This is a genomic window from Chryseobacterium sp. MHB01 (assembly GCF_034651565.1).
Taxonomy (GTDB): Bacteria; Bacteroidota; Bacteroidia; order Flavobacteriales; family Weeksellaceae; genus Chryseobacterium; species Chryseobacterium nepalense.
In genome coordinates this window covers 128,751-147,179 of sequence record NZ_JAYEDA010000006.1, presented here as the reverse complement: position 1 = coordinate 147,179, position 18,429 = coordinate 128,751, and the positions used below count along the sequence as shown (strand labels likewise).

At 37.1% G+C, this 18,429-nt stretch carries 18 protein-coding genes; 14 read left to right on the top strand and 4 right to left on the bottom strand.

Features of this window, described 5'->3' with window-relative positions:
- Positions 1-52 precede the first annotated feature (52 nt).
- The 8 genes from U9K52_RS11665 (at position 53) to U9K52_RS11630 (ending at position 10,922) form a co-directional block, all read left to right on the top strand.
- The gene (locus U9K52_RS11665; RefSeq protein WP_322926616.1) at positions 53-2,047 is read left to right on the top strand and encodes a lectin-like domain-containing protein; all 1,995 of its coding nucleotides are present in this window, start codon (positions 53-55) and stop codon (positions 2,045-2,047) included.
- A gap of 174 nt (positions 2,048-2,221) precedes the next feature.
- Entirely contained in the window at positions 2,222-2,848 is a 627-nt protein-coding gene (locus U9K52_RS11660) for an NAD(P)H-dependent oxidoreductase (protein WP_263601745.1), read from the top strand.
- A 30-nt stretch (positions 2,849-2,878) separates the two neighbouring features.
- Positions 2,879-4,450, top strand: coding sequence for an L-aspartate oxidase (gene nadB, locus U9K52_RS11655; RefSeq protein ID WP_248389810.1), 1,572 nt, complete (start codon positions 2,879-2,881; stop codon positions 4,448-4,450).
- 96 nt (positions 4,451-4,546) lie between these two features.
- Positions 4,547-5,407: a carboxylating nicotinate-nucleotide diphosphorylase gene (gene nadC, locus U9K52_RS11650; RefSeq protein WP_322926613.1), complete on the top strand. Its 861-nt coding sequence runs from the start codon at positions 4,547-4,549 to the stop codon at positions 5,405-5,407.
- Between the two features lie 231 nt (positions 5,408-5,638).
- On the top strand, positions 5,639-8,308 hold the full coding sequence (locus U9K52_RS11645; RefSeq protein ID WP_322926612.1) for a TonB-dependent receptor domain-containing protein: 2,670 nt from the start codon (positions 5,639-5,641) through the stop codon (positions 8,306-8,308).
- 95 nt (positions 8,309-8,403) lie between these two features.
- Positions 8,404-8,844 carry a hypothetical protein gene (locus U9K52_RS11640; RefSeq protein ID WP_248389801.1) on the top strand — a complete coding sequence of 147 codons (441 nt, stop codon included), beginning with the start codon at positions 8,404-8,406 and terminating at the stop codon, positions 8,842-8,844.
- A 32-nt stretch (positions 8,845-8,876) separates the two neighbouring features.
- Positions 8,877-9,869 carry an aspartate-semialdehyde dehydrogenase gene (locus U9K52_RS11635; protein WP_322926610.1) on the top strand — a complete coding sequence of 331 codons (993 nt, stop codon included), beginning with the start codon at positions 8,877-8,879 and terminating at the stop codon, positions 9,867-9,869.
- A 54-nt stretch (positions 9,870-9,923) separates the two neighbouring features.
- Entirely contained in the window at positions 9,924-10,922 is a 999-nt protein-coding gene (locus tag U9K52_RS11630; RefSeq protein ID WP_263601748.1) for a cation diffusion facilitator family transporter, read from the top strand.
- Positions 10,923-10,943: 21 nt separating this feature from the next.
- Here the strand turns inward: U9K52_RS11630 and U9K52_RS11625 are convergent, their stop codons facing one another.
- From U9K52_RS11625 to xrtF, 3 genes are all read right to left on the bottom strand, one after another.
- On the bottom strand, positions 10,944-11,309 hold the full coding sequence (locus U9K52_RS11625) for a helix-turn-helix domain-containing protein (protein ID WP_322926609.1): 366 nt from the start codon (positions 11,307-11,309) through the stop codon (positions 10,944-10,946).
- Positions 11,310-11,521: 212 nt separating this feature from the next.
- Positions 11,522-11,959, bottom strand: a complete 438-nt coding sequence (locus tag U9K52_RS11620; RefSeq protein ID WP_322926608.1) for an exosortase F system-associated membrane protein — start codon at positions 11,957-11,959, stop codon at positions 11,522-11,524.
- A complete protein-coding gene (gene xrtF, locus U9K52_RS11615) occupies positions 11,946-12,476 on the bottom strand; it encodes an exosortase family protein XrtF (RefSeq protein WP_263601750.1) in 531 nt (176 codons plus the stop codon). Before xrtF ends, U9K52_RS11620 begins: the two co-directional genes overlap by 14 nt.
- A 48-nt stretch (positions 12,477-12,524) precedes the next feature.
- Between xrtF and U9K52_RS11610 the strand changes: the two genes are divergently transcribed.
- The 6 genes from U9K52_RS11610 (at position 12,525) to U9K52_RS11585 (ending at position 16,920) form a co-directional block, all read left to right on the top strand.
- Positions 12,525-13,541: an aminoglycoside phosphotransferase family protein gene (locus tag U9K52_RS11610; RefSeq protein ID WP_263601751.1), complete on the top strand. Its 1,017-nt coding sequence runs from the start codon at positions 12,525-12,527 to the stop codon at positions 13,539-13,541.
- Between the two features lie 46 nt (positions 13,542-13,587).
- Positions 13,588-13,998 carry an RNase adapter RapZ gene (locus U9K52_RS11605; protein WP_263601752.1) on the top strand — a complete coding sequence of 137 codons (411 nt, stop codon included), beginning with the start codon at positions 13,588-13,590 and terminating at the stop codon, positions 13,996-13,998.
- A 102-nt stretch (positions 13,999-14,100) separates the two neighbouring features.
- Entirely contained in the window at positions 14,101-14,814 is a 714-nt protein-coding gene (locus U9K52_RS11600) for a nucleotidyltransferase family protein (protein ID WP_322926606.1), read from the top strand.
- Between the two features lie 6 nt (positions 14,815-14,820).
- Positions 14,821-15,567, top strand: a complete 747-nt coding sequence (locus U9K52_RS11595) for a TIGR00730 family Rossman fold protein (protein ID WP_322926605.1) — start codon at positions 14,821-14,823, stop codon at positions 15,565-15,567.
- A gap of 58 nt (positions 15,568-15,625) precedes the next feature.
- Entirely contained in the window at positions 15,626-16,096 is a 471-nt protein-coding gene (locus tag U9K52_RS11590) for a DUF6702 family protein (RefSeq protein WP_322926603.1), read from the top strand.
- Between the two features lie 275 nt (positions 16,097-16,371).
- A complete protein-coding gene (locus U9K52_RS11585) occupies positions 16,372-16,920 on the top strand; it encodes an inclusion body family protein (RefSeq protein ID WP_248389768.1) in 549 nt (182 codons plus the stop codon).
- A 94-nt stretch (positions 16,921-17,014) separates the two neighbouring features.
- Here U9K52_RS11585 and U9K52_RS11580 read toward each other — a convergent pair whose 3' ends face one another.
- Complete coding sequence (locus U9K52_RS11580; protein ID WP_248389766.1) at positions 17,015-18,412, bottom strand: DUF5689 domain-containing protein; 1,398 nt, start codon at positions 18,410-18,412, stop codon at positions 17,015-17,017.
- Positions 18,413-18,429 lie beyond the last annotated feature (17 nt).

Here is an 18,429-nt window from a genome sequence, read left to right as displayed (position 1 = left end):
CATGCCTTTTAAATTTAATTACATTTACAATCATAATTAATACGACTAGCATATGAAAAAAAACTACCTTTTTTTATTTTTTATCTTCACACTTTCTTTTTACAATACCCTTTTCTCCCAAACCTATCAGCTTACAGGAAATCCCGTAAATACAACAGGATGGACAATGGTAGCTCCCACTGTAGTCAATACAGATTTTGTACAGCTGACTCCGGACACCAACAACCAATCCGGATCAATCCGCTTAAACGATCCAATTAATCTTAAATATTGTGACAAGTGGCGCGTGGAGTTCGATTTCAGAATGGATTCCAACCAGACGGCCAATGGAGACGGTATTGCTTTCTGGTACCTTGCCAACCCGCCGGTAGCCAGCGTTTTAGGTTCAGGACTTGGTGTATCACAGAATGCGGTAGGATTTATCGTAGGATTCGACACCTACAACAATACCACTACTGCCGTAATGAGCAAAGTGCATGTTGCCTACGGACAAGTTGCCAACACTACCGACAACAATAATGTTGAATTTTTTAACATTCCGGGAAGTTCTTTCCACTCACCGGACATGAACACCACGCTTCCTTTTCAGGGAACAACATATAAACATGTTGAAGTAACTGCGGAAGTCGATCCTGCAGCTCCTGCCAACTGGATTGTAAAAATTACCATTAACGGAAATTTAATTTGCAATCAGTCTTTTGCTCCATCAGGAACAGCAGCGGCAATGACGGTAGGTTATTTCGGATTTTCAGCTTCCACAGGAGGAAACAGATCAAGACATTCCATTAAAAACGTAAAGGTTTATGTTGATAAAATTCCTTTGCTGCAGACTGCAATCACAAAAAATATTTGTCCGGATCTTACAGGAATGGCAACAATTGACTTAACAGCATTAAACTCCCAGCTTACTGCAGTTCCAAGCAATTATAATTTTGCGTATTATATAACAGGCAGCGGAACTCCAATAGCTAATCCAGCCAATTTCCAGTATAGCACAGACACAAATATTTCTGTAGTCATCAAAGATCCAACTTCAGTTTTATGTGATAATAATGACGCAACCATTTCCCTGAAAGTAGCACCTACAGTCACCACAACAGACGCTACCCTGAGAACATGTTTCCTGGAAACCAATCCATCAACAGGACATTTTGACCTTACCACAGCTCCGGTAATTACAACATCAACAGGTATTACAAAAAAGTATTACCCTTCTTTTACAGATGCTCAGAATCAAACCAATGAAATTTTAAATCCTACAAATTACATTGCTCCAAATGGTGTTATTTATATCAGAGTGAGCAACACATTCGGATGTTTCGATATTGCTAAAGTAACCCTTCAGGTAATTCCTCCGGTTTTTTCAACTGTTCTTCAGGATAAAATCATCTGTATAGAAGACACCACCACCCTTGATGCCGGAGCAGGATTTACATCCTATGAATGGAGTACCGGTGCAACAAGCCAAACAATTTCCAATGTGGGAGTCGGCACCTATTGGGTAAAATTAAAAACAGGCGATTGTATTGCAACCCAGAAAGTTAAGGTGTATGCTTCTGAACAGCCTGTAATTTCGAGTGTCGACATTTCGAATAATGTTGTTTCGGTATATGCAATCGGAGGTACTGCACCTTATAAATATTCCATTGACGGAATTAACTGGCAAGACTCCAATGAATTCAAAAATATTCCCCGTGGTGATCTTAAAATTTATGTAAAAGATGCTTATGACTGCCAGCCAATTGATATTACCGTGGTGGTTCCAAATATCATCAACGTGATTACGCCTAACGGAGACGGTGTAAATGACGGCATAGATTATTCAGCACTTGCGGGAAAACAAAATCTTGTTTTCAATGTTTTTGACCGATACGGAGCATTGATTCATAAAGCAGATATAACCAACCGATACCGATGGGACGGAACTATGGGAGGAAGAAAAGTTTCCACCGGAAGTTACTGGTATTCTGTTTCCTGGAATGAAAATGACAAAAAAAATACACCTATTACCTACTCAGGATGGGTGCTTGTAAAGAACAGGGATTAAATTATCAACCTTATTAAAAGCTTACGGCGGCCTGAAAGGCCGCCGTAAGCTTTTGTATCAACACGTGGCCAAACCTTCAAGGTTCCTTAACACCTATAATAATCACGCAGTAATAATTTCGCATATTTCGTGTTAAAACCGAATTAATTCACGTTCAATCCTTAAATTTGTGATATGAATTATTTGGAAGCTTTAAGCAGAAGATATTCTGTGAAAAAATTTAACACCGAGATTATTCCCCGGGAAATACTGCATAATATTCTGGAATCAGGAAAGTTATCTGCAAGCTCTCTGGGTCTTCAGCCTTATAAAATTCTTGTAGTGGAAAGTAAAGAGATGAAGGAAAAACTAATTCCGGCATTTTACAATCCGTCACAGATTTCCACCTGCTCGCATCTGATTGTTATTATTTCAAAAAAGAAATTGGATGAAAGCTACATCAACGGATATTTCAGACACATTTCGGAAGTAAGGGAAACTCCGGAGGAGAAACTGGACCTCTTCCGAAAAAGCATCAATCAGCATATTAATCAAAAAACTCACGATGAAATTTTCAACTGGGCAGAAAAGCAGTCTTACATTGTATTGGCAAACCTCATGTACGCTGCGGCTATTGAAAACATAGACACCTGTCCCATGGAAGGCTTTCGCCAGGATCTTATCGAGGAAATTTTAGAAATAAATCCCGAGTCAGAAAAGGTAACCGTTACCCTTGCTTTAGGCTACCGTTCGGAAGAAGATCATTTCCAGCACATGAAAAAAGTAAGAAAACCAAACGAAAAATTGTTTAAATTTATTTAATTATTTAGACGATTGTCTTAAACTAAGGATATGATAAAAGCGGATGTACTAGTAATCGGTTCCGGGATTTCGGGGCTTTCCTATGCCATAAAAGTTTCTGAGCAGCTTCCTGATGCCAAAATAATTATTGTAACAAAATCTGATGAAGACGAAAGCAATACCAAATATGCACAGGGCGGACTTGCCGTGGTTACGGATTCTAAAAATGATAATTTCGACAAACATATTGAAGACACCATGCGTGCCGGAGACGGTGAAAACAAACGTGATGTTGTAAAGATGGTCGTCACCGAAGCTCCTGCAAGATTCAATGAAATCGTGGAATGGGGTGCTAATTTTGATATGAAAAACGGCGAATTTGCTTTAGGAAGAGAAGGCGGCCATACGGAAAACAGAATTGTACACCACAAGGATATCACAGGTTTCGAAATCGAAAGGGCATTACTGGAAACAGCCAATAAAAGCAGCAATATTGAAATTCTTGACCATCATTATGTTATAGACATTATTACCCAGCACCATGTTCCCGGAAAAGAACTGAATGAAGGCGACATCCACTGCTACGGCGCTTATATTTTAGATGAAAAGTCTAAAAAAATAAAAAAAATCACCTCAAAAATAACTTTGGTAGCCACAGGAGGTGCCGGACATGTTTACAAAAATACTACCAATCCCACTATTGCTACAGGAGATGGAATTGCATTCGTTGCCAGGGCCAAAGGAAAGGTTTCCAATATGCAGTATTACCAGTTTCACCCCACCGCTTTATACAGTAAAATTGACGGAATGCTGTTTCTGATTTCCGAAGCTGTGCGTGGAGACGGAGCAAAATTAAGAACAAAAAGAGGCGAAAAATTCATGCAAAAATATGATGAGCGTGAAGAACTAGCCTCCAGAGATATTGTGGCACGAGCTATTGATGCCGAAATGAAAATTACAGGTGATGAATATGTAGGACTGGACTGCCGTGAAATGAATCATGAAAAATTCCTTGAACATTTCCCGAATATCTATAAAAAATGTAAAGATGAAGGAATTGACCCCTTCAAACAGCTTATTCCCGTAGTTCCGGCATGCCATTACCTCATGGGAGGAATTGAAGTAGACAAAGACGGACAATCTTCTATAAGAAATCTTTTTGCGGTAGGAGAATGTACCAATTCGGGACTTCACGGAGCGAACCGGTTAGCATCCAACTCACTACTTGAAGGATTGGTATTCGGGCATAATGCAGCCATTAAAACGGTTGAACTTTTAAATGAAAACCATTTTAATTTCGATGATCTCAAAGCTGTTCCCGAATGGAATGAAGAAGGAATGAAAATCATGGATGAAATGGTGATCGTCTCTTATCTCAGAAAACAACTTCAGGAAATGATGAGCGATCTTGTAGGAATTGTACGCAGCAACCGCCGTCTGAATATGGCACTTCAGAAACATCAGGAAATTGCTGCTGCCGTGGATGAAATTTACCACTATTCTATTTTATCTCCACAGCTTTCAGAATTGAGAAATCTAACAACCGTTGCTCACCTCATCATCACCCAATCAATGGAAATGAAGGAGAATAAAGGAGCTTTTTACAATAAAGACCTGGCTTAATATTTTAAAATTATTAAGAAAAATAATTTTTTACTTTTTATAAATCATGATCTTTCATTTGGAAAAAGATCTTGCTTTACTAATAAAATATGAAATATGAAAAAACCACCATACGTTACCGATAAAGCTTTAAAACAGTTTATAAAAAATGCTTTGGAAGAAGATATCCGGGATGGAGACCACTCTACCCTTTCTACGATCCCTAAAGACCTGGAACAAAGTGCCAAACTTCTGGTAAAACAGGATTGTATTATTGCGGGAGTAGAACTGGCAAAAATTATCTTTAAAACTTTTGATAAAAATTTAAAAATTGAAGCTTTTGTGAAAGATGGTGAGGCCGTTAAAATTGGCGATGTCGCTTTCATCGTAACGGGAAGCGCAAGATCTATTCTTTCAACGGAAAGACTGGTTTTAAACTGCATGCAGAGAATGAGCGGAATTGCTACCCTTACACATGACTGGGATTCCCGTCTTGTCGGCACTAAAACCAAGCTTCTGGACACAAGAAAAACAACACCGAATTTCAGGATCTGCGAAAAATGGGCCGTTGCCATAGGCGGCGGGACAAATCACCGCTATGGCCTTTATGATATGATCATGCTGAAGGATAATCATATTGATTATAACGGCAGCATTATCAATGCTGTAAAAATGGCAAAAGATTACATCAAAAAAAATAAGAAAAAACTCAAAATTGAAGTTGAAACCAGAAATCTCGAAGAGGTTCGTGAAGCGATCAACGCAAAAGTTGACAGAATCATGCTTGACAATATGGATATTAAAATGATGAAAGAAGCAGTTAAGATGATCAACGGCTCATGCGAAACCGAAGCATCAGGCGGAATTACGCGCGATCAGCTGAAAGAAATAGCTTCTACCGGGGTCACCTATATATCTGCAGGAGCTTTAACACACTCCGCCGAGAATATGGATCTTAGCCTTAAAGCTATAAAATAAAGTTGAATTTTTAATAAAAACCACAGCCTTTTGTTAAAAATTCAATAATGTGATTTTTTTCATGTGAAAATCCAATTATTATTCAATGCATTGTAAATCAGAATTATAGAGCTTATTAAGATTGAGTAAAAATTAACATAAAGTTAATATTAGTTAAAATTTATTTCCCGAATTTTGCAGAAAATTTAAATCTAACTATTACTAACGATTATGAAATTAATCAACAAATCAATGCTAACTGCGATAATCACATTATCTACAGCTAGTGTTTATTACGCTCAACAGGTTCAGGATTCTGCATCGAAATCTAAAGACATTGAAGAGGTAGTATTAACAGGTGTTGCCGATATCGCTAAAGATAGAAAGACTCCTGTTGCAGTTTCAACAATCAAAGAAGCACAGATTGTTGAAAGATTAGGAAATCAGGAATTTCCTGAAATCTTAAAAACAACCCCTTCCATTTACGCTGCAAAAGGTGGTGGTGGTTTTGGAGACGGGCGTGTGAACATCAGAGGTTTTGACACCAACAATACAGCCGTTATGATTAATGGGGTACCCGTTAATGACATGGAAGGAGGTACTGTATATTGGTCTAACTGGGCCGGGTTATCCGATGTAACTTCTGCTATGCAGGTACAAAGAGGTCTCGGTTCTTCAAAATTAGCTATTGCTTCTATCGGAGGTACTATTAACATTGTTACAAGAGCTGCGGACAAAAAAAGAGAAGGTAATGTATCAGTGGGCGTAGGTAATAACGGTTATTTAAAAACATTATTTTCATACAATACCGGAAAAAATGAAAAAGGATGGTCTACATCATTCTTAATGAGCAGAACTGCTGGTAATACATATATTGATGCCAGTGAATTTGAAGCATACAATTATTATTTTGCTTTAGGGTATCAGCCAAACAAAAAACACGATTTCCAGTTTACTTTTACAGGTGCTCCTCAATGGCACATGCAAAATTTCCAAAGTTCAATCGCTAACTTTATCAAGTATGGTAATGGAGTTGATGAGCCTAACAGAAGATATAATTCTAACTGGGGGATGCTAAATGGAGATGTAATGTCTCAATCCATCAACTTTTATAGCAAGCCGGTAGCATCTATCAACTGGGATTGGAATATTTCTGAAAAATCAAAATTATCTACAGTAGGATATGCTTCTTGGGGAAGAGGTGGAGGAACCGGTGTTATAGGAAGTATTAACGGAACAAACATCAACAGCTTACCTAAAACTGCAGAGGGACTTATCAGATTTGATGATATCGTGAGATGGAACCAAGGTCAGGCTGTAACAGGATTTGGTAATGTAAACGCTACTCCTGGTATTGCTACAAGAACAAACGGATTAACAAGAAGAGCAAGTATCAACTCACATGACTGGTACGGAATTCTTACCAACTTCCAGCATAAGATCAATGACAACTGGAATTTTTCAGCCGGATTTGACGGAAGATATTACTACGGTTACCACCCGGGAGTTTTAACTGAACTTTGGGGCAACACAAAATATATCGAAAGAGATAACAAAAATATTCCCGGAGGATATGATGTAACGTTTGTACAGGATCCGAAACCTTCTGCAAATCCTTTTGCAAAAGCATTAAAGAATAAAGATCAGGTAGTTTACAGAAACTACAACGGTGAAGTTCTTTGGGGTGGTATTTTCGGTCAGCTTGAATATACGAATGATAAGATTTCAGCATTTATCCAGGGATCTGCTTCAGAACAAGGATACAGCAGAATCGATAACTGGATTGTTGATGGCGTTACTATTCAGCAAGGTCAAACGGTAAACACCAAAACTCCTATGAAATTCTTATTCGGATTCAACGCAAAAGGAGGTATTAACTATAACATTGATGGAAAAAACAACGTTTTTGTAAACGTTGGCTACTATTCTAAGCAGCCAAACTTCAATGCGGTTTATAATTCAGCTCTTGCGGGAGCTACTACTTCAAACCCGGCATTTAATACGGCTGATGGTAGAGCAACAGGAAACCAGCAAATTGTAAATCCATTATTAACCAATGAAAAAATTGCTTCTGCTGAAGCTGGTTATGGGTTCAGAAGTGGTATCTTTAATGGGAATGTAAACCTTTATTATACTTCTTGGAAAGATAGATATCAGAGATTCTCAAATTTACCAAACATTCCAAATCCTGCCGGAGGAAACTATAGCAGGCCATACGCTAACGTAACCGGAATTCAGGAAATTCACATGGGAGTAGAATTTGAAGGAACTTTAAAAGCAACCGATTATCTATCATTTAACGGAATGTTATCTATTGGTGACTGGTATTATAAAGGAAATCCAATCGGAACTATTTTCGATGAGAACGGAACTCCTATTTTATTCAATGGTAAATCTGAAGTAACATTAGCATTTGACGGAGTAAAAGTTTCTGATGCAGCACAAACAACAGCCGCTTTAGGATTTACAGTGAAACCTGTGAAAGAATTAAGTGTATTTGGAACTTGGAACTACTATAACAACTACTATGGTCTGGTAAATTTCAATGGAGACTATTTAGTTGCTGCAGACGGATCTATCTCTAGAAATGCACAAAAAGGAGCATTAAAATATCCAAGCTACAATCTGTTTGATTTAGGTTTGTCTTATACATTCAATGTGGGAAGAGGTCAGAGATTAGTACTTACAGGAAATGTATATAACCTGCTTGATACTACTTATATTTCTGACGGTAAATCATCTAACCACGTAAAAGAGCTGGCTGATTTCAAAACTTCATCGAATACAGATGCACAAGCACAGGCAGCATATAACACATATATCAACAACCCTCTGAACTTCTATAAAGGTTTAGATACAAGCAATACAGTGTATTTTGGTTTTGGTAGAACGTGGTCTGCATCAATTGCTTTCAAATTCTAATCAAATAAAAACATTCGATTTTCTCAATATCAATCCCGGCTTTTCGCCGGGATTTTTGCTATATTTGTGTACTTTAAAAAAGAAAAAATTAGGATATGGATTTTTACAAAATTTTCCTTAGTGCCCATAAAGGCTTTGGGTATTTAGAATTAGTTTTAGTCGCTTTATTTACTGTTGCCCTTTTAACGGTCATGTTTGGGTTCAGCGGCAAAGTGAACAAATTCTTAAAGAAAACAACGCTTTTCACGATGATTTTCTTTCACATTCAGTTTTTAGTGGGAATTTGCTTGCTGCTAATTTTTTCTCCGGGCTTTAAAGCAGCTTTGGATTCAGGAACTTTAATGAGTGATTCTTACGCCAGGTTCCAATATGTAGAACATCCGTTTTCTATGCTGATCGCAGCCGTTTTAATGACAATCGTAAACAAAAAAGTAAAAGCCAACCCTACCATCTCTTTAGGAGTGGTGATTATGGGACTGATCGCAGTAGGTTTATTTGCATTCGCGTTCCCGTGGACAAGAGTCTTCGGGGCATAAATATATTAACAAAACATTTTTTAATTAAATCAATGAAAGTAGCTGTAGTAGGTTCAACAGGAATGGTTGGACAAGTTATGCTTAAAGTTCTCGAGGAGAGAAACTTCCCTGTCACAGAATTAATCCCGGTAGCATCCGAAAAATCTGTTGGTAAGAAGGTGAAGTATAAACAGGAAGAATTTACGATTGTAAGCATGAAAGACGCTATAGCTGCCAAACCTGATATTGCCATTTTTTCTGCCGGAGGCTCTACATCACTTGAGTTTGCACCACTTTTTGCCGAAGCGGGAACAACCGTGATCGACAACTCTTCTGCATGGAGAATGGATCCTGATAAGAAACTTGTCGTTCCGGAAATCAATGCAGATGTGTTGACGAAAGAAGATAAAATCATTGCCAATCCAAACTGTTCTACAATTCAGCTGGTGATGGTTTTAGGGCCTTTAAATAAAAAATATGATCTGAAAAGAGTAATCGTTTCTACATACCAGTCTGTAACCGGTACCGGTAAAGCAGCCGTAGATCAGCTGAACTCTGAGATCAGCGGAGATGAAACCATCGCCAAAGTATATCCTTATCAGATCTTCAAAAATGCTCTTCCTCACTGCGATGTTTTTGCAGATGATGATTATACGAAAGAAGAAATCAAGCTGATGAAAGAACCTAAGAAAATTTTAGGGGACGACACTTTTAACCTTACGGCAACTGCAGTACGTGTTCCCGTTCAGGGAGGACACTCGGAAAGTGTGAACATTGAGTTTGAAAATGAGTTTGACCTCGATGAAGTAAGAAAAATCTTATCCGAAACTCCGGGTGTTGTAGTGGTAGACAACGTTAAAAACAACGAATATCCGATGCCTCTTTATTCAGAAGGAAAAGATGAAGTTTTTGTAGGAAGGATAAGACGGGATCTCTCGCAACCCAAGACCCTGAATCTCTGGATTGTGGCAGACAATCTGCGGAAAGGCGCTGCAACCAACGCAGTACAGATCGCAGAATATCTTGTAGCCAACAACTTAGTATAAACTAACAAACATAAAAAGAGTCTCAGAATTGAGATTCTTTTTTTTATCAAACCTATGAACGTTCAGAAAAATAATAATAAAGATAAATTAGCCTTTCAAAAGCTAATTGCCGCTTTTGGAATCATCCTTTTTATAGGAAAGATCATCGCGTGGAAACTTACGGATTCAGATTCTGTATTTTCCGATGCCATGGAAAGTATCGTTAACGTAATCAGTGCGTTCATGGGATTGTACTCCTTATATTTGGCAGCAAAACCTAAGGATGAAGACCATCCCTACGGACATGGAAAAGTAGAGTTTGTAACATCAGGAATAGAAGGTGCCCTGATCGCCATTGCCGGTATGATGATTATCTACGAAGGAATCAACAGCCTTATCACCGGTAAAATACTGCAGAAGCTCGACTGGGGAATTGCCATCATTGCAGCAACAGCTATTATCAATTATCTTTTAGGCTATATTTCTATTAAGAAAGGTAAGCACGAAAATTCGCATGTCCTGATTTCATCCGGAAAACACCTTCAGTCCGACACCATTACCACATTGGGAGTGGTAATCAGTTTAATTGTTGTTTATTTTACCAAAATTTATTGGCTGGATTCGGTTGTAGCGCTACTATTCGGGTTTTATATCATCTATATAGGCTATAAGATCATCCGCAAATCACTAAGCGGAATTATGGATGAACAGGATCCCGATCTGTTGAATCAGATCATTAAAGTACTTGAAGAAAACCGCCGTACGGAATGGATTGATGTTCACAACATGAAAATCCAGCAGTTTGGCGCCAATCTCCATATTGACGCCCATATTACTTTACCCTGGTATTACAGCCTTCGGGATGCACACAATGAAATGGAGAAAATGATCATCCTTCTTGCAAAAAATACCAAAAGAAGTGTAGAGTTCAATTTCCATATGGACGACTGCAAACCCATCTCATGCCCTATTTGCCAGATTGCCGACTGCCCCGTTCGGGAACGGGATTTTGTAAAAAGAGTAACCTGGACCCCGGAAAATGTAACCTGCGTTGATAAACATACGGCAGAATAAAAAATCTCCGTGGCAAAAAGCTTACGCTTTTATTCCTAAAGCAGCTTTATAAATTGCAATTTCTTTTTCCATATCTGCTATTCTTTGTTCTTTTTCAGCAAGTTCTTTTACAATCTTAGCATCCTCGTTGAGAGGTAAAGACGGAGGATAGTAATCGGTAAGGGCTGTCAGAAAATCATACCCTATTACCATACTGAGGTTCCACAGGATACCGAACTGGAGAGAGGGCTGACGGAAATATTTGGCAATGGAAGAAGGAGTGAGTGCCATGCGTCTGGCTACCTCAGCCTGGGTAATTTTCTTTTCCCGCATTACCCTTTTTATTAACTGCCCGATATGAGGATGGGGATGTTGGCTTTTCTGCAGGTACTTTCTGTTAATCATCATAGTATTTTTTTAAGTTATTGTGTTCGCAAATCTACCTAAGATATATATTTCTACGTCTTAGACCTATATTTTTACGTCTTAGATATATCCGTATACATGTTACATATATAAAAATACATTTTAAATATCCAGCTATACGCTTTATATAGTACCATACATGTATTACATATATATTTATACATCTTAGGTATATCTAAATATATCTTAAACGCCTAAGTATTATTTTCAAACGTATACTGGCGGTAATAGAACAGAGGAATGATCAGCAATAGAATCAAAGGCTGGATCACAAACCTTCTCATATAAAAAGAAAAGAGGTAACCCAGCTCAAACCGGTCAGAAATGCAATACAGGTAGATTGGAAAAGTAATGGCAAAGACAATGACCATTAAAAGAGCTCCCTGTATAGTCCAGCGCTTATTGTTGAACCAGAAATGAATGATTAAACAGGAGAAAAAAAGATTCAGAAAAAACCTGAACAGGTGACCGGCCATCAGCTTCCCCCATTCAAAATCCGGAAAATGCTGGTTTTTATTGGCTTCATGAAAATAATCAAGGAAAGGATCATAAGAAAGCCTATCCTCGAAAACACGTACGGCAATAAGGCCGAAAACGCCTAAAATAACAACAAACCAGTTAAGAATTTTCATTTTTTAAAGCAAAGAATTTTATCCAGACCAGCCACAGAAGCACAACAGTTCCATAGATTACGGCAGGAAAAATAAAATCATGAAAAACTTTACCATATTCCTTATGATCGGTCATTACAATATTTAATCCCACAATTCTGAAAAGGTTCATTATATAAAGTAAAACAAGTCCCGCCAATATAAAAATAAAAGTTTTAAAACCTTTATAAAAGGCTATTACAAATGCAACAAAAAGGATCATTACCGATATCGCATTACATCCTTCCACCATTCGGGTCGGATAAAAATTTCTTACATAAAAATATACCTGCTCTCCCTTTACATCATCATAAAGCTGAGTAGGATACCCAAGATAATTCTGAACATCCTTTACCTGTTCCGTAATGAGACGAGAGAAAGGATCCAGACCTCCATAGCGGAAACTGTTCAGGTAATATTGGTAAGCAAGGAGTAACACCACGTATACAATAACGAAGCGTAACAAAATGTTTAACACCGGTTTAAAATCCTTTAACATGTAACAAAGATAGAAATTAGACTGTAATTTACTATATTTGTTTTGCCTATGAATGTTGAGAACGCAAAACGGTTTTTTGAAAATATTACAGGAAAAAAGTCTTCTGAGTTTATCACGTTAGCTCAAAGCGGCTCTTCGAGAGTAAATTTTTTCGCTAAAGCCGATAGAAAGTTTATAATTACTTACAATGAAAATATTATGGAAAATGAAAGTTTTCTGTATTACTCGAAAATATTTTCTGATTTAAAGCTCAATACACCTGCGATTTTTGCTGTTTCTGAAGACCGAAAAATGTATATCCAGGAATACCTTGGAGAAAATACCCTTTCCGATATTATCACAAAAGAAGGATTATCTGAAAATGTAAAAAACTTAGTTCGGCAGACATTGGAACAGCTTTATCAGCTGCAGATACTCACGCAGGATAAAATCAATTTTACAAAAGCCTTTGAATACGAAAGCTATGATGAACTTCCTGTAATTCATGATCTTTATTATTTTAAAAATTTTGTGGCCGATGTTCTCGAACTGGAATATCACAAATCTGCCTTGCTCAAAGAATTTAAAAAAATAGCTGTATTGATAGAGAATCTTGAGCCCAAGGGCTTGATGATTCGCGATTTTCAGTCCAGAAATATTATGGTAAATGAGCGGAATGTGGTTTCATTCATTGATTATCAATCTGCTATGAAAGGACCTTTCATGTATGATGTAATCTCATTTTTGTTTCAGGCAAAAGCCAATTTTCCGGAAGACTTTAAAAATGAGATGCTTAATTCTTACATCCATCAATTTGAGAGTGAAACTACAAAACAGGATTTAAAACGATCCATAAAACCACTCCAGATGATGCGATTTATGCAGGTACTCGGAGCTTACGGCTTCAGAGGTTTGATCCAAAGAAAATCTCATTTCATTGCAAGCATCGAAAAAGGAATTGAAAATATTACAACATTTGCAGACAGTTGGGAGAATATGAAAGAGTACCCTGAACTTAAAAAAGTGATTGAACAATTACGCTTGCCAAAAACAAGTTTAAAAATTAAGGATATCTTGAACCATTAAAGTTTTTAAGAAGTTAATGGTTAATTAAAATAAATTAAAAAATAAAATGCTACACATTGACATACACAGTTTCTCCTACAAAAAAGGAGGAATTCCGAAAGATACAACAGGTAACGGAGGTGGTTTTACCTTCGACTGCCGTGGTATTCTGAATCCCGGAAGAATTGAAGAATATAAAATCCAGACCGGCAACGATATCGGTGTTCAGGAATTTCTCGAAACAAAAACCGATATGCCTAAATTTTTAGACCTTATCAAGAGTCTTATTTCCATCAACATAGACAATTACCTGGAAAGAGGATTTGAGAACCTGCAGATCAATTTCGGGTGCACCGGAGGACAGCACAGGTCCGTATATTCCGCCATAAAGATAGCTCATTTCATTGAAGAAAAATATGCTGATAAAGTGGAAATAAGCCTGCATCACGATGAGCAGCACCAACTTAATCATAAGTAATGAGTAATGTGCAATAAGTAATATTTTTAAACTCGTTGATATTTTATTATTTATTGTTAATCATTTTATTACTCATTACCAATTACTCATTACTCATAAAATATGAAGGCTCTAATTTTTGCGGCGGGAAAAGGAACCCGGTTGAAACCATTCACTGATCATCATCCGAAAGCATTGGCGAAAGTGAATGATATTCCGCTTTTGGAAAGAAATATTAAATATTTAAAAAATTTCGGGATAAATGATTTCGTCATAAACATTCATCATTTTGGAAATCAAATAATTGATTTTTTAAACCGGAATGATAATTTCGGGTGTAAAATTGAAATTTCAGATGAATCTGAAGAGCTGCTGGAAACAGGAGGCGGCTTAATTTTTGCTAGAAAATTCCTCGATCATGGGGAAGATTTTCTTATTATGAATGCTGATATTCTTACCGATATGAATATCACACAATTTGTAGAATATCATAAAAAGATAAAAGATTTTGCTACATTAGCCGTTTCGGACAGGGAAAGCTCCAGAAAACTGCTTTTCAATGATGAGATGATTTTAAGAGGCTGGCTTAATGTACAGACCGGTGAGCAAAGGCTTGCAGAATTCAATAAAGGCTTCAGAGCATTGGCTTTTAGCGGAATTCATTGTATTAACCCTCTGATGTTTGACAAAATAAAAAGAACGGGCAAGTTTTCCGTGATGGAAGAATATCTTGACCTTATGCAGACGGAACAAATTCATGGATTTGTACATGAAAGCATATTGATAGATGTTGGAAAGCCGGAATCTATAAAACGAGCCGAAAAATATTTTAAATAAGTTGAAATGGAAGGAACCAGAGATGAGAGTTTGGTAAATCCTGAACTTGACAGTAATGACGTAAAACTTCAGAACAGTCTTCGACAGAAAACGTGGGATGAAACCATCACCAAAGACAGTTGGATGGTCTTTAAGGTAATGGCTGAATTTGTGGATGGCTATGAAAAGCTGGCCAAAATTGGTCCGTGCGTTTCTATTTTCGGATCGGCAAGATTAAAACCGCAAAGCAAATATTATAAAATGGCGGTGGAAATTGCAGAAAAAATCACAAAGCTAGGTTTCGGAATTATTACCGGTGGCGGACCCGGCATTATGGAAGCAGGAAATAAGGGCGCTTTCAATGTAGAGGGCAAATCTATCGGACTTAATATTGATCTTCCTTTTGAACAGCATTTTAATCCTTATATTAATAAATTATATTCCATGAACTTCGATTATTTCTTTGTGAGAAAAGTGATGTTCGTGAAATATTCACAGGGTTTTGTAGTAATGCCCGGAGGATTCGGCACGCTGGATGAGCTTACGGAAGCATTAACATTGATTCAGACCAATAAGATCGGAAAATTCCCGATTGTTTTGGTGGGATCTGACTTCTGGAGTGGTTTGCTGGACTGGTTTAAAGCCACGTTACTGAAAGAAAAAATGATCAATGAAGCAGATCTTGACCTTTACCGTGTGGTAGATACAGCCGATGAAGCAGTAGCACATATTAAGGCGTTTTATGACAAATATTCTGTAAATGTGAACTTTTAATTGGCATATTATTTGTCACTTTTAATAAACAATCATGATTGTAAAGCTATTATCTAAGATGAAAAATTATTTTTATATATCAGGAATATTAACACTTTTTGTGTTAATGAGTTTCATGAATGTAGACTTTTTCTCTTCAATGACAAAAGTGGACTATATCGAGGGAAGCAAAACCTTGAAGTTCACCACAAAAATGAATACAAACCATATTTCAGACGCTATTAAAATAAACCCTAATACGGCAGCATTTGAAGCAGAAGTAAAAAAATATGTAAACAATAATTTTGATGTGTATGTCAATGGCGCTCCTAAAACAATAACGTTCACAGGAAGCCAGGTAAGTGGAGAAACAGTATGGGTATACTTTGAAACGGGGGGCGTTTCAGATATTAATACCTTAAGAATTAAAAATACCATACTCCTCAGTGCTTTTCCTAAGCAGATTAACCTAGTAAATATCGCTTATAAAGGAAATCAGAGGACCATGAATTTCCAGCGGGGAAAAGAAGTGAATGAGGTTTCCTTTTAATTTAAAAACATAATATTAATATGGCCACTGCAGATGCAGTGGCTTTTATTTTTCATTTAATCTTAATTACTTAAAATATCATCATTAAGGGATTTATTGCGTAAAAATACCCATTATGAAATTTCAGCATTTATACTCTATCTTTCTCATTTCCAAACATATAAATTTGCTATGTAATATTACAAAACCAAAGTGGAGATCAGAAACCACTATAAATAACGAGGCGATTTCCGAAAAGCCAAACGAGTAGGAAAACCAAAAACAAAATTAATACAATGGACTTAGAATTAAACTCATCGAGCCAAGAGATTGACATCTTGGTAGTTATTGACACCGACTATGTAAAGTCAAATTACCCCAATCCAAGTCAGGATCCAAATAACCCGACAGGAATTGATCACAACAGTCAGCATATGATTGTATCAAACACAAATGCAATTTCGGGACAGGGTACAGCAGATTTAAATTTCAGTGCAAAGGCAGGAGATGAAGTGTCTTTCAGGAGCACTTCAATATCACAAAATTCAGATGATGCAGTAATTATATACAATATTAAATACTGGTCCGGCGATCAGGTCTTTAACACCTTTGTATATGATGCTGTAACAAGACAACAGGCCGTAGTTCCCAATTATAATTCGGCAAACGGACTGCCCGCAAATACTGCCAATATTACATTCTCAAGCTTCGATTCTAAAGTAAGAAGCACCGGAACTGAGAATTTCTATGTACAATTTGCACTCTATCAATTAGACCCAAATAATAGTAATAATCAGATATTATTTGGTTATTATTACTGGGATCCAACGATTACAGTTAAATAAGTCATATTTGAGATTCTTACAATGAATTTAAAAATTCACTGAAATAAAAAAGACTGTCTTTTGGACAGTCTTTAAATATTTAAATTTTAAAATCTTACTGAACCTGAATATTATCCAGCTGAATGGTCGTAGTGACACCACTTCCGTTTCCTGAATATTCAAATAAGATAAATCCGTTACCTGTTAAAGTAGTTGGGAACGTATAGGTTCCTGCCGGAGCTAATGTTCCGTATCCGCTTGTAGGAAGCACAGGAATGGTAAATGCAGAAGTAATATCTGTTTTGGTAGCCTGTGTAATATCTCCCAGCGGAGTATAGTTGGTAGTGTAATATACTTTTAAAGCATTCCCGTTGAAGAATCCTACGTTGACATCAAACTTTAAATTATTTGCAGCCGTAAAATCAACAGGCACCGCAAAATATGTTACATATGGTCCTGAACCTGAATTTGCACCAAGCTGAATATATTTATTGTTACTGAAAGTTTTCAGCTGCCAGTATCTGTTTCCTAAAACAGGATCGTTTACATATTTAGGATATACTTCAAGATTGGTAGGATTAGTAGGATAGCTTTCAAAATTTTCAAGGAAAGATCCTGAATAGGTGATAGCCGTACCCCCTTTTGGCGGTGTAGCATCTACTCTTGTTCCTGTAAATTTAATATCCGAAATACTTCTGATAAGCATCTGCCAGGTTGAATTATAACGGCTTACGACAAAAGTGATGTTTCCGTTTCCTGTAGGAAGAAGCTCTCCTCCCGTTTTAAAGAAGCCCGAATTTCTGATCACTGCAGAATTTCCTAATTTATCTTCGATGTTTCTGTCTGTATCCAACCCCTGTCCTCCAGCATCATAATCGATATATTTTTTTACAGTAGGATAAATTTCAGCAATATTAAACTGAACATCCGGTACTGTAACCAGAGTGTTGATTAAGGCGGGATTTTTAGCCTCAGCCAAAGAAGAAAGCTGCTTAGGAACAATGGTCTGGATATCCAAACCGTTTCCGTTACAAACTCCTGACATATATCTTCCTACAAGAGCCTGAGGAACTCTTCCGATAGCATAAACAGGATCTTCAGAACCTAATTTAACCGTTCCTCTGTCTAAACCAAGACGCAACCCTTTTGCATTAATTCTGATGTGTGCTCCTACCGGAAAATCAGCAAAATTACTTGCCTTATCAACTTCAATCTGCAGACCCACAGTAGGATCTGATGTCTTATCCTGAAAAGAAATGGTTTTATAGAAATTTCCCTGTTCATCAGATGACACAATATAACCGTCGAAAATCTGATCCGTAGTAATTAATTTATATCCTGTAGAAGGAGTTTGGGCAACGAAGTCAGCCATTGCAATAGTAGGCTCCGGAAACTTATTTGAACACTCGATAGGTGGTGTTTCCCACTCGTCGTTCTTCACGCAAGAGGACACTGCAGACAATACTCCTACTGTCAGAAATGCCGTTTTTAAAAAATTAGTGATATTATTCATAATTGTTTTATTTTTTA

Excerpts from the sequence above, each read along its gene's own strand:
- U9K52_RS11660 (WP_263601745.1), top strand. The coding sequence starts at position 2,222 with ATGAATTATTTGGAAGCTTTAAGCAGAAGATATTCTGTGAAAAAATTT.
- U9K52_RS11640 (WP_248389801.1), top strand. The coding sequence starts at position 8,404 with ATGGATTTTTACAAAATTTTCCTTAGTGCCCATAAAGGCTTTGGGTAT.
- U9K52_RS11625 (WP_322926609.1), bottom strand. The coding sequence starts at position 11,309 with ATGATGATTAACAGAAAGTACCTGCAGAAAAGCCAACATCCCCATCCT.
- U9K52_RS11645 (WP_322926612.1), top strand. The coding sequence starts at position 5,639 with ATGCTAACTGCGATAATCACATTATCTACAGCTAGTGTTTATTACGCT.
- U9K52_RS11630 (WP_263601748.1), top strand. The coding sequence starts at position 9,924 with ATGAACGTTCAGAAAAATAATAATAAAGATAAATTAGCCTTTCAAAAG.
- xrtF (WP_263601750.1), bottom strand. The coding sequence starts at position 12,476 with ATGTTAAAGGATTTTAAACCGGTGTTAAACATTTTGTTACGCTTCGTT.
- U9K52_RS11665 (WP_322926616.1), top strand. The coding sequence starts at position 53 with ATGAAAAAAAACTACCTTTTTTTATTTTTTATCTTCACACTTTCTTTT.
- U9K52_RS11610 (WP_263601751.1), top strand. The coding sequence starts at position 12,525 with ATGAATGTTGAGAACGCAAAACGGTTTTTTGAAAATATTACAGGAAAA.
- U9K52_RS11590 (WP_322926603.1), top strand. The coding sequence starts at position 15,626 with ATGAAAAATTATTTTTATATATCAGGAATATTAACACTTTTTGTGTTA.
- nadB (WP_248389810.1), top strand. The coding sequence starts at position 2,879 with ATGATAAAAGCGGATGTACTAGTAATCGGTTCCGGGATTTCGGGGCTT.
- U9K52_RS11605 (WP_263601752.1), top strand. The coding sequence starts at position 13,588 with ATGCTACACATTGACATACACAGTTTCTCCTACAAAAAAGGAGGAATT.
- U9K52_RS11585 (WP_248389768.1), top strand. The coding sequence starts at position 16,372 with ATGGACTTAGAATTAAACTCATCGAGCCAAGAGATTGACATCTTGGTA.
- U9K52_RS11620 (WP_322926608.1), bottom strand. The coding sequence starts at position 11,959 with ATGAAAATTCTTAACTGGTTTGTTGTTATTTTAGGCGTTTTCGGCCTT.
- U9K52_RS11595 (WP_322926605.1), top strand. The coding sequence starts at position 14,821 with ATGGAAGGAACCAGAGATGAGAGTTTGGTAAATCCTGAACTTGACAGT.
- U9K52_RS11600 (WP_322926606.1), top strand. The coding sequence starts at position 14,101 with ATGAAGGCTCTAATTTTTGCGGCGGGAAAAGGAACCCGGTTGAAACCA.
- U9K52_RS11580 (WP_248389766.1), bottom strand. The coding sequence starts at position 18,412 with ATGAATAATATCACTAATTTTTTAAAAACGGCATTTCTGACAGTAGGA.
- U9K52_RS11635 (WP_322926610.1), top strand. The coding sequence starts at position 8,877 with ATGAAAGTAGCTGTAGTAGGTTCAACAGGAATGGTTGGACAAGTTATG.
- nadC (WP_322926613.1), top strand. The coding sequence starts at position 4,547 with ATGAAAAAACCACCATACGTTACCGATAAAGCTTTAAAACAGTTTATA.